The 14,810-nt window shown below is 66.6% G+C and carries 13 protein-coding genes and 1 tRNA gene; 6 read left to right on the top strand and 8 right to left on the bottom strand.

What is annotated here, in order from left to right; all coding sequences use genetic code 11:
* Window position 1 precedes the first annotated feature (1 nt).
* From ACZ1JV_RS09590 to ACZ1JV_RS09575, 4 genes are all read left to right on the top strand, one after another.
* Window positions 2-1,384, top strand: coding sequence for a sensor histidine kinase (locus ACZ1JV_RS09590; protein ID WP_465151387.1), 1,383 nt, complete (start codon window positions 2-4; stop codon window positions 1,382-1,384).
* A 45-nt stretch (window positions 1,385-1,429) separates the two neighbouring features.
* Window positions 1,430-1,834: a DUF2946 family protein gene (locus tag ACZ1JV_RS09585; protein ID WP_465151386.1), complete on the top strand. Its 405-nt coding sequence runs from the start codon at window positions 1,430-1,432 to the stop codon at window positions 1,832-1,834.
* Window positions 1,835-1,926: 92 nt separating this feature from the next.
* Entirely contained in the window at window positions 1,927-4,212 is a 2,286-nt protein-coding gene (locus ACZ1JV_RS09580; RefSeq protein ID WP_465151385.1) for a TonB-dependent receptor, read from the top strand.
* On the top strand, window positions 4,212-5,594 hold the full coding sequence (locus ACZ1JV_RS09575) for a PepSY-associated TM helix domain-containing protein (protein ID WP_465151384.1): 1,383 nt from the start codon (window positions 4,212-4,214) through the stop codon (window positions 5,592-5,594). Before ACZ1JV_RS09580 ends, ACZ1JV_RS09575 begins: the two co-directional genes overlap by 1 nt.
* A gap of 45 nt (window positions 5,595-5,639) precedes the next feature.
* On the opposite strand, the gene cydX is transcribed toward ACZ1JV_RS09575, so the two are convergent.
* From cydX to ACZ1JV_RS09560, 3 genes are read right to left on the bottom strand one after another with little or no spacing between them, the layout of a single operon-like run.
* The gene (gene cydX / locus ACZ1JV_RS09570) at window positions 5,640-5,756 is read right to left on the bottom strand and encodes a cytochrome bd-I oxidase subunit CydX (protein ID WP_465136597.1); all 117 of its coding nucleotides are present in this window, start codon (window positions 5,754-5,756) and stop codon (window positions 5,640-5,642) included.
* A gap of 10 nt (window positions 5,757-5,766) precedes the next feature.
* Window positions 5,767-6,915 (bottom strand): cytochrome d ubiquinol oxidase subunit II, encoded by a 1,149-nt coding sequence (gene cydB, locus ACZ1JV_RS09565; protein WP_465151383.1) that lies wholly within the window; start codon window positions 6,913-6,915, stop codon window positions 5,767-5,769.
* Window positions 6,916-6,928: 13 nt separating this feature from the next.
* Window positions 6,929-8,512, bottom strand: coding sequence for a cytochrome ubiquinol oxidase subunit I (locus ACZ1JV_RS09560; RefSeq protein WP_465152534.1), 1,584 nt, complete (start codon window positions 8,510-8,512; stop codon window positions 6,929-6,931).
* Window positions 8,513-8,642: 130 nt separating this feature from the next.
* Between ACZ1JV_RS09560 and ACZ1JV_RS09555 the strand changes: the two genes are divergently transcribed.
* Window positions 8,643-10,226 (top strand): ATP-binding cassette domain-containing protein, encoded by a 1,584-nt coding sequence (locus ACZ1JV_RS09555; RefSeq protein ID WP_465151382.1) that lies wholly within the window; start codon window positions 8,643-8,645, stop codon window positions 10,224-10,226.
* Window positions 10,223-11,809 (top strand): amino acid ABC transporter ATP-binding/permease protein, encoded by a 1,587-nt coding sequence (locus ACZ1JV_RS09550; RefSeq protein ID WP_465151381.1) that lies wholly within the window; start codon window positions 10,223-10,225, stop codon window positions 11,807-11,809. Before ACZ1JV_RS09555 ends, ACZ1JV_RS09550 begins: the two co-directional genes overlap by 4 nt.
* Before the next feature lie 4 nt (window positions 11,810-11,813).
* Here ACZ1JV_RS09550 and ACZ1JV_RS09545 read toward each other — a convergent pair whose 3' ends face one another.
* The 5 genes from ACZ1JV_RS09545 to ACZ1JV_RS09525 form a co-directional block, all read right to left on the bottom strand.
* Window positions 11,814-12,176, bottom strand: a complete 363-nt coding sequence (locus ACZ1JV_RS09545) for an ArsR/SmtB family transcription factor (protein WP_465151380.1) — start codon at window positions 12,174-12,176, stop codon at window positions 11,814-11,816.
* Window position 12,177: 1 nt separating this feature from the next.
* Complete coding sequence (locus tag ACZ1JV_RS09540; RefSeq protein WP_465151379.1) at window positions 12,178-12,819, bottom strand: peroxiredoxin; 642 nt, start codon at window positions 12,817-12,819, stop codon at window positions 12,178-12,180.
* Window positions 12,820-13,167: 348 nt separating this feature from the next.
* Window positions 13,168-13,241: transfer RNA gene (locus ACZ1JV_RS09535), tRNA-Gly, on the bottom strand.
* Between the two features lie 105 nt (window positions 13,242-13,346).
* Complete coding sequence (locus tag ACZ1JV_RS09530) at window positions 13,347-13,883, bottom strand: adenine phosphoribosyltransferase (protein WP_465151378.1); 537 nt, start codon at window positions 13,881-13,883, stop codon at window positions 13,347-13,349.
* Window positions 13,884-13,975: 92 nt separating this feature from the next.
* The gene (locus ACZ1JV_RS09525; protein WP_465151377.1) at window positions 13,976-14,809 is read right to left on the bottom strand and encodes a cytochrome c1; all 834 of its coding nucleotides are present in this window, start codon (window positions 14,807-14,809) and stop codon (window positions 13,976-13,978) included.
* Window position 14,810 lies beyond the last annotated feature (1 nt).

Genomic DNA, 14,810 nt, shown 5'->3' with positions numbered 1-14,810 from the left:
CGTGACGCGGCTGTTGGGCATTCGCCGTTCGATTTTCGCGCAGCTGGTGCTCTGGGCGATCGCCATCGCTGCCGTCATCACCGGCTGCCTTTGGCTGCTGACCGATACGACGATCCGCAACACCAGCCGCACCGCGCTGGAACGCGCCGTCGATGTCGATCTTGCCGGCATGATCGACATCTATTCGAGCGGCGGACGCGATGAACTGGCCCGGCGGATCGAAGACCGCCTGGCGATCCAGCCGCGCGATGACCATATCGCCCACTACATGCTGGCCGACGCAGCCAATCGCCGCATTGCCGGCGACTTTGACGTCTGGCCCGATCTCCACGGCAGCACGATCGCAGGCAGCGAAATCCCCGCGCCCGGTAGGGGGCTTGCCCATGCGCGCGTGTCCGTGCTGGCCCCGGACCTGAAACTGGTGGTCGCACACGAGGACCGCGACATCGGCCCGCTGCGCCGTCAGGTCGCCATGGTCTACGTGGCCGGAGGGCTGCTGGCGACGATGGCGGTGGCGCTGGCGGGTTGGCTGGCCGTCTTCCGGCTGGGCACGCGAATCGGGCGTATCAATGCCGCCTTCCGTCACCCGGACGACGATGCCCTGGTCGTGCTGGAAAAGGGATCGCACGATCGCGACGAGATCGACGAGCTGACCCGCCATTCCGCCGATGCCCTCGCCCGCCTGCGCCGGCTGGCCGGGGCCCAGCGCGAAACCACCGACCAGCTTGCGCACGAGATGCGCACGCCGCTGATGCATCTCGACAACCGGCTGATGAAGGCGCTGTCGGCCACGCCCGACGCCGAGACCGCCGCGCGGATCGCCGATGCGCGGCAGGAAATCCGCCGCATCGTGCGGATGCTGGAATCGCTGCTCGACATTGCCGCCAGCCAGGCGCGGCGCGGTGACCGGCACGGCCTTTGCCCCGTGGACCTCAGCGCACTCGCCGATCGGCTGGGCGAACTCTATGCCGACAGCGCCGAGGAATCGGGCCATACCCTGAAGCTGGATATCACCCCCGGCGTGGTGGTCGAGGGGGAGGAAATGCAGCTGACCCGGCTGATCACCAACCTGCTGGACAATGCGTTCAAGTTCGTGCCGGCCGGCGGCACCGTGGAACTGCGCCTGAAGCCCGGCCCGTGCCTTACCGTCTGCGACGACGGCCCGGGCGTTCCGGTAGCCGAGCGGGAACGGATTTTCGACAAGTTCGCGCGCGGCAGCGAGCCCGGATCGCAGGACGGCGCCGGACTGGGGCTGGCGCTGTGCCGGGCCATCGCAGAGCGGCACCAACTTGAAATCGCCCTTCTGCCCTCCACGCGCGGGGCCTGCTTCATGGTCGCCCCGCAAGCCGGGCGACGCGTCGCAACGGATCGCCTCCACGGTTGAACTTGGCCGATGACGGCGCGATGTTTTCCGGCTAGGCACCCCGGCGTGGGCACACTTCGGCACTTCTTTCGGGCGCGTCCCGAACTGGCGGCTCTGCTGCTGGCGCTGGCGCTGTGCCTCAAGGCCGTGGTCCCCGCCGGCTACATGCCCACCACGCAAGGCAGCACGCTGACGGTGGAGCTGTGCTCCGGGTCGACGCCCGGCGGAAAAGTGACGATCGCCCTGCCGACGCGCGACGGCCATGCCAGCGAAAACGCCGGCAAGACGATGGACCATCCCTGCGCTTTCTCGTCGCATTCGGCGGCAATGGTCGATGCCGAGCTGCCTGCGCTGCTGGCCGCCGCGCTGGCCTTCGTCTTCGTGGCCGCAATCCTGCGTGAGCCACTGGCCCTGCGCGCTATTCGCGCGCAAATCCGGCCGCCCCTGCGCGGACCACCCGCCCAAGCCTGATCCCTGCCATCGCCGCGCCTTTGCGCGCGGTCCTTTCGGCTTGAGTGCACGCTGACGCTTGCCCGCGCGCGTGCCGATCAGGTGATTTTCCGATGACCCGTATTCTGCTCGCGCTCGGCGCGGCACCGCTTGCCCTTATGCCCCTGTCGGCCTTTGCCGATGAACCTGCCGCTGCCCCCGACTCCATCCTCGTCGTCGGTCAGCGCGATGCGCCGATCAGCCTCGACGCGCGCGGCCTTTCGGTCAGCCTTGGCGACGAACAGTTCCAAGGCGTGAACGCCCAGAACGTCGAGGATCTGATGAAGTACGCGCCCGATTTCTTCGTGCGCAAACGCTTTGCCGGCGATTCCAACGGCGTGCCCGGCTTTCGCGGCACCCATTCGACCCAGAGCGCGCGCACCCTGGTGATGGTGGACGGCTTCACCGTGTCCAACTTCCTGGGCAACTCGTTCACCTATGCGCCCAAGTGGGGTGTCGTCGGGCCGGGCGAGGTCGAGCAGTTCGATGTCGTCTACGGCCCCTATTCGGCCCGCTATGCCGGCAATTCGATGGGCGGCGTGGTCAATATCACCACCCGCTCACCCGAACGGACCGAGGCTTTCGCCACCGTGCAGGGGCTGGTCCAGCCCTACGACCAGTACGGCACGCATGACACCTATTGGGGCTGGTCCGGAGAGGCGGGCTTGGGCTTTCGCCAGAAGGACGGCCCGTGGTCGCTGCGCCTGTCCGGCCGCCATTTCCGCAACACCGGCCAGCCGATGATGTTCTACGGCCTCACCCCGTCGACCAGTACGGCCGCCGCCACACCCGTGACCGGCGCGGTGGTCGACCCGAAACAGCACATGGCCGGGGCACCCGGCACCGCCACCAACCCGATCTTCGCGGCGCAGAGCCCGGCCGAGATCACTCAGGATCAGGCCAAGCTGCGCCTCGGCTATGACGGTGCCTCGGGCGTGACCGGCGAAGTGCTGCTGGCCTACTGGCATAATCTGGACAGCCAGACGGCACCGGACTGCTACTTGCGCGATGCCGCTGGTAGCCCGGTCTGCGAGGGCCTCGTCTCGATCGACGGGCAGAAGTACACCGCCAGCGGCGCCAACTGGTCACGCACGATCCGCGACGAACTGCTGGCGGGCGCCAAAGTCTCGGCCCCGATATCCGATGCGCTGACGCTCGACCTGAATGTCTCGACCTACCAGATCCTGCGCTCGGACGGATCCACCTCGAAAGGCTACGTGGCTGGAGCATCGGACGGCGCCGGCACGCTCGCCCGGCAGGGGCCGACCTACTGGTACACCGGCGACCTTGCGCTCACCGCCGATCTGGGCGGGACGACGCTGGCCGGGGGCGTCAGCGGCAATCTCTACAAGACCGACCAGATCAACTACACCCTGACCAACTGGCGCAGCGACGCCGGCAAGGCCTTCTCGACCGAGACCTTCGGGAAGACCCGCAACCTTGCCGCATGGGCCGAACTGCGCGTGCCGATCGAGACCGTGACGCTGACGCTGGGCACGCGGTTCGAGGATTGGCGCGCCTTCGACGGCGGGCTGGGCCGGATCGATAGCTTGGGCCAACCGGTGTTCAACCGCTACGCCAGCCGCCAGGCCACCGGCTTCCAGCCCAAGGCATCGGCCGAATGGGCGATCGATCCCGACACCCGGCTTCAACTCAGTCTTGCCAAGGCCACCCGCTTCCCCACCGTGGGCGAGCTGTTCCAGGGCAGCCTGAACGGAGACGGCAGCTTCAATCCGGACAGTTTCGATCCCAACCTGAAGCCCGAACGCTCGACCGACGCCAACCTGCTGCTCGCGCATCAATTCGGCAAAGTGAAGCTGACCGGATCGGTGTTCTGGCAGCGGGTGAAGAACACGATCTTCAGCTTCACCGGCTTCAACCAGAACGGCGTGACCACCTCCAGTTTCAAGAACATCGACCTGACGCGCCAGTACGGCTTCGAACTGATCGCCGAAGCGCGCGAGGTGCTGCCCGGCCTCGACATCGACGCCAATGCCGCGTGGATCGATTCCGTCACCTTGCGCAACGATTCCGCCCCCGCGGCAGAAGGCGTGCAGTTCCCGCGCATCCCGCGCTGGCGGCTCAACGGCAATCTGCGATACCGGGTGATCCCGCCCGTGCTGCTCTCGCTGGGCGTGCGGTATGCCAGCCGCCCGAACACCGACCTGTTCGGCCTCCAGCGCGGCGACACTTACGGCTATACGTCCGAACTCTTCGCGCTCGATGCCAAGATCAGTTGGGACGTGACCGAAGAGCTGCGCCTCAGCGCCGGGGTCGACAATCTGACCAATGACCGGGCCTGGGTCTACCACCCCTACCCGCAGCGAAGCTTCCTTGTGGAAGCGGGATGGAGGATGTGATGGAGGCTTCGGACATCCATAGCGAGATGCGTAAGGAGCGCTGGTATCGCGCGGTCTGGCGCTGGCACTTTTATGCCGGGCTGTTCTGCGTGCCCTTCGTGCTGTGGCTCTCGGTCACCGGCGGGCTCTACCTGTTCAAGCCGCAGATCGAACAGGCGCTCTATGCCCCCTACCGCAATGTCGCGAGCAGACAGGCCCCTCGCCTCTCGCCCGACCGCATCGCCGCGCAGGCGGTGGCGGCGGTGCCGGGATCGATGCTGCACAAGTACGTCCTGCCCCGCTCCCGGACCGACGCCGTCGAAGTGCTGGTGGGCAAAGGCGCGGCGGATACGCGCGTCTGGGTCCATCCCGAGACCGGCGCGGTGCTCTATCAGGCGCCCGAGGAAGGCCGCTTCATGCGCGTGGTCTTCCGCCTCCACGGCGAACTGCTTTCGGGCGACTATGGCTCGGCGCTAGTCGAGATGGCCGCCTGCTGGACGGTCGTGATGCTGCTGACCGGGCTGTTCCTCTGGTGGCCGCGCAAGGTGAGCGGGGTAGCAGGCGTGCTCTATCCCCGCCTGTTCCGGGGGCGTACGCTGTTCTGGCGCGATATCCATGCCGTCACCGGCCTGTGGATCTCGCTCGGCGCGCTGTTCCTGATCGCCACCGGTCTGCCCTGGGCCAATGCCTGGGGGAGCTACTTCGGGCAGGTCCGCTACATGACCGGCACGGCGGCCGGGCGGCAGGACTGGTCCGCCGGTTCCTCGTCCGACGCGCATCAGCGGATGATGGCCGATGCCGGAATGCGCGCGATGATGTCCGAACATGCCGAGCATCACGGCATGACCATGCGCCACCTGCCCACCAGCCCCGCCGCGCTCGACGCGGTGGCGGCGCGGGCGGGCGGCCTTGGCTTCGCGCATCCGGTCGAAGTCAGCCCGCCCACTTCGGCGGGGGCGCCGTGGCAGGTCCGCAGTCAGGCCGAGAACCGCCCCATGCGCGACAGTGCCGAAGTCGCCGATGACGGCACCTTGGTAGGGATCGAACGCTTCGGCCAGCGCCACTGGGTCGATCGCGCGGTCGGCTACGGCGTCGCCATTCATGAGGGGGCATGGTGGGGGCTGGCCAATCAGCTGGTCAATCTGGCGGTGCTGTTGGGGCTTGTCACGCTCTGCCTGTCCAGCGTGGTGCTGTGGTGGCGACGGCGGCCCGACGCCATGCTGGGCGCGCCGGCGACTTTCGCGCCGCTGCGCCATAGCTGGGCGCTCGTCATGCTGGTGCTGCTGCTGGCCCTGCTGATGCCGCTGTTTGGTATCTCGCTGGGCCTCGCGGTGCTGGCGGAATGGAGCCTCAAGCGCATCGCCCCAAGGCTGGGCGCGTGGATGGGCTGGCGCGTCGCATAGGAAAACGGCGGCGCTCCGTGTGGGAGCGCCGCCGCCGTCATGACGTCAATCGAGGACCGTCTTCTCGTCGTTCGGATCGGTGTGGAACTCATGCCACACGCCGTTGATGATGCCGAAGCCGACAGCCAGGCCGACGCCGAGGATCCAGGAAAAGTACCACATAGTCGGCTCCTCAATAGAAGTCGGGGTTCATGCCCACTTCGCGTTCGGTCACGCGGCCGAACATCACCTTGTAGGCCCAGGCGGTGTAGAGCAGCACGATCGGCAGCAGGATCACCGTCACCAAGAGCATGATGAACAGCGTCGTGTGGCTGGACGATGCGTTCCACACCAGCAGGCTGGAGCGCGGATCGATCGAGCTGGGCAGGATGAAGGGGAACATCGACAGCCCGACCGAGGCGATGATGCCAAGATTCGCCATCGACGATCCGGCAAAGACCATCACATCCTTGCGTCCGCGAATGCCGAACAAGGCAACCAGCGGACCGGCCAGCCCCAGCAGCGGGGCCAGCACCATCCACGGATGCGCGCCGTAATTGGCCAGCCACGCACCGCCGACCTGCGCGGTTTCGGCAAGGCGCGGGTTCGACGCGCCCAGCGGATCGACCGCGCCGGCCAGCTGAAAGCCGATATCGCCCTTCGCCAGCCACAGACCGCCCACGGCATAGAGCACGAAGGCCACCAGCGCCGCGATCTGGCCATAGCTCTGCGCACGGTCGCGCGCCGGGCCGTCTTCCAGCTTCAGCGTCAGCCAGCCCGCGCCGTGCAGCACGATCATCGCTACAGACACCACGCCGCAGAGCAGCGCAAAGGGCGTGAACAGGCCCAGCAGCGTGCCTTCGTAGAAGCTGCGCATGTCGGTATCGAGCCGGAAGGGCACGCCCAGCAGCACGTTGCCGATCGCCACGCCGAACACGAGCGCAGGCACGAAGCCGCCGACGAACAGCGCCCAGTCCCAGCGCGAACGCCAGGCGGGATCGGGCCGCTTCGAACGGTACTTGAAGCCCACCGGCCGCAGGATGAAGGCGGACAGCACGAGGAACATCGCGATGTAGAAGCCGGAGAAGCTGACCGCATAGACGTAGGGCCATGCCGCAAAGATCGCGCCGCCGCCCAGGATGAACCACACCTGGTTGCCTTCCCAGGTGGGGCCGATGGCATTGATGACCATGCGGCGCTCCGCATCGGTGCGCCCCACGAAGGGCAGCAGCGCGGCCGAGCCAAGGTCGAAGCCGTCGGTCAGGGCGAAGCCGATGAGCAGCACACCCATCAGCGTCCACCAGATCAGCCGCATCGTTTCATAGTCGAAGGGAATGGACATCGTTTCCTCCGTCTTACTCGGCCGGGATGGCGGTGAAGGTGGTGGCGGGCGCGCGCTCAGGTGTCGGCTCGCCTTCGTAGCCCTCGTAGACCTCAGGCCCCTTGCGGATCGTCGCCAGCATCAGCTTTACCTCGATCACCGCCATGATTCCGTAGAGCGCGGTGAAGCCGAAGATGGTCGACCAGATCTGCGGCACCGTCAGGCTGGACGCGCCCAGGAAGGTCGGCAGCACACCGTCCACCGCCCAGGGCTGACGGCCCAGTTCGGCAACCAGCCAGCCCACCTCGATCGCGATCCACGGCAGCGGCATCACCAACACCGCACTGCGCAGGAACCACTTGCGATCGAACCGTCGCCGGACCGAGAAGGCAAAGGCCGTCGCGAAGAAGGCGATGAAGAAGAAGCCCAACCCCGCCATCACGCGGAACATCCAGAACAGCGCGGGCACATTGGGAACCGTGGTCCAGGCCGCCTTCAAGATCGTCGCATCGTCCGCCGTGCGCGGATCGGCGACGAAGCGCTTCAGCAGCAGGGCATAGCCAAGGTCGTCCTTGTTCCGCTCCCACGCCTCACGCGCGGCGATATCGGTGGGATTGACCTTCAGCTTCTCGACCGCGTCATAGGCCAGTACGCCGCTGCGGATACGCCGGTCGGCCCGTTCCACCAGCGGAATGATGCCGGTGACTTCGCCGCTGAGGCTGCGCGTCGCGATCAGGCCCAGCACATAGGGGATCTTGATCTCGTGCGTGGTCTCATGCGCCTCGTTCGAGGGCAGGCCGAACAGGTCAAGACCAGCCGGGGCCTTCTCGGTTTCCCACATGGCCTCCATCGCGGCCATCTTCATCTTCTGGTTGTCCGAAACCGCGTAACCGCTCTCATCCCCCAGCACGACGACCGAGAGCGAGGACGCCAGCCCGAAGGCCGCCGCCACGGTGAAGCTGCGCTTCGCCAGTTCCAGATGACGCCCGCGCAGCAGATAGTAGCATGAGACGCCCAGCACGAAGAGGCTGGCGCAGACATAACCCGCGCTGACCGTGTGCACGAACTTCGCCTGCGCGACCGGATTGAAGATCACGTCCTTGAAGTTGGACACTTCCATGCGCATCGTTTCGGGGTTGAACACCGCGCCCGTGGGATGCTGCATCCAGCCGTTGGCGACCAGAATCCACAAGGCCGAGAGGTTCGAACCCAGCGCGACCATGATGGTCGTCAGCAGGTGACCGCGCTTGGAAAGCCGGTCCCAGCCGAAGAACATCAGGCCCACGAACGTTGCCTCCAGGAAGAAGGCCATCAGGCCCTCGATCGCCAGCGGCGCGCCGAAAATGTCGCCCACGTAGTGCGAGTAATAGGCCCAGTTCATGCCGAACTCGAACTCCATGGTGAGGCCGGTGGCCACGCCAAGGACGAAGTTGATGCCGAAAAGCTTGCCCCAGAACCGCGTCACGTCCCGCCAGATGGGACGATCGGTTATCACATAGACACTTTCCATAATTACGAGAATGAAGGAAAGGCCGAGTGTCAGGGGAACGAAGAGAAAATGGTACAGCGCCGTGAGGGCGAACTGCAACCGGGAGAGTTCAACCACTGCCATATCGATCATGTCGAATCCTGCCTTTTGAGCACTCTGGCGAGGCGGTAATCGGTTGCCTCGAACAGGTTGGTTTCGTAGGGTCGCGTTAGGCTTAGCCACTTGGGCTGTCAAACAATACTTACATGGTTTACGTAATTTGATCTATGTCAAAACAACCGTGCCGTGGCTGGCCGACATCGCCGGCGCAGCCGTCCTCTCCTGGGGATTGGCCAGTGGTGTTGGGCTGGTAGCCGGACACGCGACTGGGCCGATTGCCGCGCCCGCATCCGGACCCGGCCCCCTGTTGCTGCCCGCCGCACTGATGATTGGCGGGGCGACCCTGCGTGCCGGCGCGGCTTTCGCCGTCGATCGGCTGGCCGTCGGCACCGCGCAGGCTAAGGGCCGTGAACGACGCCGCCGATTGTGGTCGGCCCTCCTCGGCGAACCGCTTCCGGGTCCGCTAAGCACCGGGGAAAGCACCACACTTGCCATCGACCATAACACGGCGATCGAGAATCGCGATGTCAGGTTTTCCCCCATCCGCCTGAACGCCGTGATCGGCCCGCTGGTGGTCGCCGCCGTGGTCGCGCCGGCCAGCTGGGTGGCGGCCGCGATCATGCTGGCGACGCTGCTGCCCTTCGTGCTCGGCTCGATCCTGGCCGGCACCGCCGCCCGCCGCGCGTCCGAACGCCAACTAGCCGCGCTGTCCGCCTTGTCCGGCCTGTTCGTCGACCGCGTGACCCACCTGCCGCTGATCCGCCACTACGGCGCCGAAGCGCGGATTTCCCAGCAAGTGCGGGACGCGACCGGCCAAGTGGCACAGCGCACGGTCGCGGTGCTGCGCGCGGCATTCCTGTCCAATGCAGTGCTGGAGTTCTTCGCAGCCCTCTCGATTGCCCTTGTCGCAGTCTACTGCGGCTTCTCGCTGCTCGGCCTGCTGCCGTTCTCCGCACCGGAGGAACTGACACTGGTTCCCGCCTTCTTCGTGCTGGCCATGGCGCCCGAATTCTACCTGCCGATGCGCCGCCTTGCCGCCGCCTATCACGAGAAACAGCTGGGCGAAGCCGCCGAAGCCGCCTTGGCACCCCACGCCGAAGCGCCCGACGGCCCCGCTGCCCCGCCCGCCGGCGACTTCAACGGTCTGCGCGTCGACGATCTCAGCCTCGCCTTCCCCGGCATCGCCGTAGGGCCGCTGACCTTCGCGCTGGCCCGGCACGACCTCGTTGCGCTGACCGGTCCCACCGGCAGCGGCAAGACCAGCACCCTCGCCGCGATCGCCGGGCAACTGACGCCCGCCACCGGCCACATCACCAGCACCGATGGCGACCTCCTTCCAAGCGAAGCGGTGGCATGGGCCGCCCAGCGCCCGCTGCTCGTCACCGGCACGCTGGGTCGCAACCTCGCGCTCGCCGCCCCTCAGGCCAGCCCCGCAGAGATCCTCGCCGTGGCCGAGCAAGTCGGCCTCGCCCCCCTGCTTGCCCGGCGCGGGGGGCTGGACATGACCATCGACCACGCCGGATCGGGCCTGTCCGGGGGCGAGCGTCGCCGCATCGGGCTTGCCCGGGCCATTCTCTCCGGCCGTCCGCTGATGCTCTGCGATGAGCCAACGGCCGATCTCGATGCCGAATCCGCCGCCGCCGTGATCGCGCTGCTGCAACAGCTCTCGCAATCGCGCTCCATTCTCGTCGCCACCCACGATCCCGCGCTGGCCGGCGTCGCAAGGCAGGAGATCGCCCTGTGAGCGTGCCCCACACCAATCCGCTCACCATTGCCGGCCTCGCACGCGGGCGCCTGCTGTTCGCCAGCCTCTGCGCGATCTTCGCGGCGGTGGCGGCCATCGGCCTGCTCGGCGTATCCGGCTGGTTCCTGACCGGCGCGGCGCTGGCCGGAGCGGCCGGAACCGTGGCCGTCGCTGCGTTCAACTACCTGATCCCCAGCGCGCTGATCCGCCTGCTCGCCATCGTCCGCACCCTGGCCCGCTACGGCGAACGGCTGCTGTCGCACAAAGTCGCGTTGGAAAGCATGGCGGACTTGCGCGGCTCGCTGTTCGACAAGCTCGCCGCGCAGGACAGCCGCCGTGCACAGGACACGTCGCCGGGTGAGGCAAGCAACCGCCTGATCGACGACGTGGCCGCGCTGGAAGACCTGGTGATCCGCGAACCCGCCCGCCATGCAGCGCTGGCCTCGGCAACCGTCAGCCTGCTCGCCGCCCTGCTGGCAGGCATTCCGGCACTGGTCTTCCTCGCCGTATTGCTCGCGGCCTTGCCGATGCTGTTCGGCCGCGTCTCGCTGGCGCTCACCCGCAAACCCTCCGAAGACGCCGCCGAAGCGCTGGGCGACTTGCGCCGCCACTACATCGAACTCGCCGCCTCGCGCGCCGAGATCGCCGCCTACGGGCTGGCCGACGCGGCACTGGAAGAATTGGAACCCATCGCCGAACGGTTCGACAGCGCGCGGTCCCGGCTGTTCCGCGCCGAGGCGCTGCAGGGCGGGTTGCTGACGCTTTACGGCGCCGCCGCCATGGCAGGCGTGCTGCTGCTAGCACAGACGAGCGCCCCCATCGTCGCACTCGCCATGCTGGCGACCGCGTCGGCGGTGGAGGCCATGGGCGGCTTCGCCCGCAGCCTGCTGCGCCGCGCCGCGCTGAATGCCGGCCTGCGCCGGATCGCTGCTTTGGATGCGCTCGACCCCACGCTTGCCCCCTTCGAGGCCGCAACCCACGCGGCAACGGTGACGCTGGGCGCCCGCCAATTCGCACCCGGCGCCCGCGTGGCAATCACCGGACCGTCCGGCTCCGGCAAGACCCGGGTGCTGCTGGCACTTGCCGGCATGCAGGAGCCCGTAACCCCGCTGGCGGTCGACGGTACCCCGCCCGACCTATGCCCCGCCCGCCACCTGCAGGCGCAATTCGTCTTGTCCGCACAGGACGCCCCCATGCTGATCGGTACCGTGGCGGACAACCTCCGCCTTGCGCGCAAGGGCCTGACCGAAGCGGAGATGTGGGACGCGCTGGACGTGGCCCAACTCAGAGAGCGCATAGCCACCAGCGAACTGGGCCTGGATACGCCGCTGGGCGAAGCCGGCGGCACGTTCTCCGGCGGAGAGCGTAAGCGCCTTTCACTGGCCCGCGCCCTGCTGGCCGGGCGGCCGTGGCTATTGCTCGATGAGCCCAGCGAAGGGCTGGACGCGCGAACCGAAGCCGCCTTGGTGGAAAGCCTGGATGGATGGCTGAAGCGGACCGGCACCGGCCTGCTTCTGGTCTCCCACCGTCAGGCCCCGCTAGCCCTCTGCAACGAGCGGTTGGAGATTGCCGCGCTGGCCTGAGCCGTCAGCGCAGCACCCGCGCAAAACCGGCGGCGCCGCCCTTGGTCGTCCCCGTCGGCTCAACCGGCGCGGGGGCAGACGCTGCGCCGCCTTGCACCATGCCGTCCAGAAATGCGCTCAATTCCCGCATCCGATCGGCATCGACGCGGTAGAACACCTGCTTGCCGGTCCGCTGCGATGCCACCAGCTCAGCCTTGCGCAGTACCGCAAGTTGCTGCGAGAGCCCGGGCTGTCCGATCCCGGTCACCTCCTCGATCTCGCCCACCGAAAGCTCAGCAGCGCGCACCGCGTGGAGGATCTGCAGCCGCAACGGATGCGCCAGTGCGCGCAGCAGCTCGGCAGTCGCGTCGAGGTCGTCCTGCTCCATCTCAGCGGCCCTTGCCCACGGGCGCGTAGAACCACGCCGCAGGTTCGGATGTGGCAAGCGCCGCCGCCGCCGTATCTTCCGGCGCGCGGAGCAGGTCATCACCCACCTGCCAGTCGGCCTGAGCAAGCCCCTCGCCGCCGCGCACCTGCTGGAGCGCCGTCAACAACCGCAGCATTTCCGGAATCGAACGGCCAACCGTCAACGGATAGCTGTTCAGGGCCTGCAACACGCCTTCGGGATCGATGAAATACGTCATCCGCACCGTGGCGCTATCGCGCGCATCGGCTCCAACCATGCCAAACCCGCGCGCGATCTCCATCGTCGGGTCTTCGATAATGGGAAAATCGATGGCGACACCGGTCGTGTCACGGATCAGGCGTATCCACGCGAGATGCGAATAGAGGCTGTCGACGGAAAGCCCCACCAGGCGGCAATCCAGCGCACCAAACGCTGGAGCAGCCCGCGCGAAAGCAAGAACCTCGCTGGTGCAGACCGGCGTGAAATCGGCCGGATGCGAAAACAAGATCAGCCAGTGCCCGCGATAGTCCTCAAGATCGAACGCCCCCTGCGTGCTCCGCGCCACGAAGCGCGGCACCCGATCACCGATGCGCAACGGCTGCAGCGCGCTTTCCTGCGTTTCCACTCGATCCTCCACCCGTTCGCGAGGGGCCGACGCTTACATGATTATTCGCTATCGTAAAGCGTACCTGGCGCCGGGCGCGATCATGGCGGCATGATGCGCCAAGGCTTTAACCCTCACCATCAGAAACATTGTAATTGAACGTGAACGCAATTCCAAAAGTAAGAAGCAGTCTCGCCACCGCGCGCAGCCGGCGCGCCTTCCGGCAAATTGATGCCGATAGGACAAAGCGCTGCGGATAGCAGTGCCCACTGTGATCGGGAGGGGAAAGCCTGCATTCCTCGGCCGCATGGTCATCACCGCGAGGCCACTGCCGGCAAATTAAAATCAGAGAATGTCTGAAAAGGCGGCTGGAGCGGGTAGCGGGAATCGAACCCGCATAGCCAGCTTGGAAGGCTGGAGCTTTACCACTAAGCTATACCCGCCCGCTCGGAACCTGCCGATGGGGCTTGCGCCGCCAGAGGCAGGCGCTTGCCATGAGAAGCGCCGGCTCGTCAACGGTTCTCTTGTTAAAATTCTTGTGGAGGCGGTCAGTGGCCTTCGAACGACAGCAGGCCATCCGCTGCGACGCCCGCAGTTCTGAGACGTTCGGCCCCGCCCAGTTCGAACAGATCGATCGCGAACAGCGCATGGTCCACGCGTGCGCCGGCGCGGCGAAGGAGTTCTACGGCGGCCAACGCGGTGCCGCCGGTCGCCAACAGGTCGTCCACCAACACCACGTGCTGTCCCTCGCTTACCGCGCCTGGATCGACCTCCAATGTGTCGGTGCCATATTCCAGCGCATAATCGATCGCGATGACCGGTACCGGCAGTTTGCCAGGCTTGCGCACTGCCACAAAGCCGAGGCCCAGGCGGGCTGCGATCGCGGCGCCGAAGATGAAGCCGCGTGCTTCGATCCCGGCGATCGCCTCAGCCCCAACGGCGGCGGCGCGTTCGGCCATCAGCGCGACGGCGGCGTTGAAGCCCCGGCCGTGGCCGATCAGCGTGGTCACGTCGCGGAACAGGATGCCCGGCTTGGGGAAGTCCGGAACGGTGCGGACGATCGCCTTGATCTCGTCGAGTGTCATGGGCGTGGGACCTAGCCGCTGTGGGCGACAAACGAAAGACCCCGCCATCCGGAGGGATGGCGGGGTCTTCGAATTCGGCGCTATGGCCGGCCTTAGTGCTTCTTGCCGGCCCAGATGTTCCGGTAGGACATGTAGCCCAGCACCGTGGCGAAGAGCAGGAAGCCCAGCACGGCCCAGCCGGTCTGCTTACGCTTTTCCAGCTTCGGTTCGGCGGTCCAGACAAGGAAGGCGGCAACGTCGGTGGCCATCTGTTCCTTGGTCGCCTTGGTGCCATCTGAATACGTCACCTGCCCGTCAGCGGTCAGCGGCGGCGGCATCGCGATGTTGAGGTTCGCGAAATAGGGGTTGAAATGCAGTCCGTCCGGAGTCTTCGAATCCGGGAACTCCTTCAATAGTACCTGCCCCTTTGCATTCTTGTAACCCGCTTGATCGCGGTAACCGGTCAGCAGCGACCGCACATACTGCGGGCCTTCGTGACGCGCCTTGGTGATCAGCGAGAGGTCCGGCGGCGTGCCCTGTCCGGCGTAGACCACCGGCGGGAAGTAGTCGGTCGCGGCGCCTTCGCGCGTTGCCACTTCGCCGGTGGCCGGGTTGAAGACCGGAACCTGGAAGCCCTTGGCGATCGCCTTCACTTCAGGCTGGCTGTAGCCCAGCGCAGCGAGGTCGCGGAAGGCGACGTGGCGGATCGCGTGGCAGACCGAGCAGACTTCCTTGTAGACCTGGAAACCGCGCTGCAGCTGCTGGCGGTCGAACTTGCCGAACGGGCCGTCGCTGGCGAAGTGATATTCCTCCGGCCCGATGTGGAATTCATGCTCGGCGGTGGGCGAGGCCGGTTCGGTGGCCCAAGTGTAGAAGCCTACGCCGAAGGACCACGCCAAAGCGACCGTGAAGAACAGCCCGACGAGGATCGAGAGAATGCGTGCCATG

The organism is Novosphingobium sp. BL-S-19, from assembly GCF_055521675.1.
Note: the sequence above shows the minus strand (reverse complement) of the source record. Positions and strands in the feature narration are given on the sequence as shown.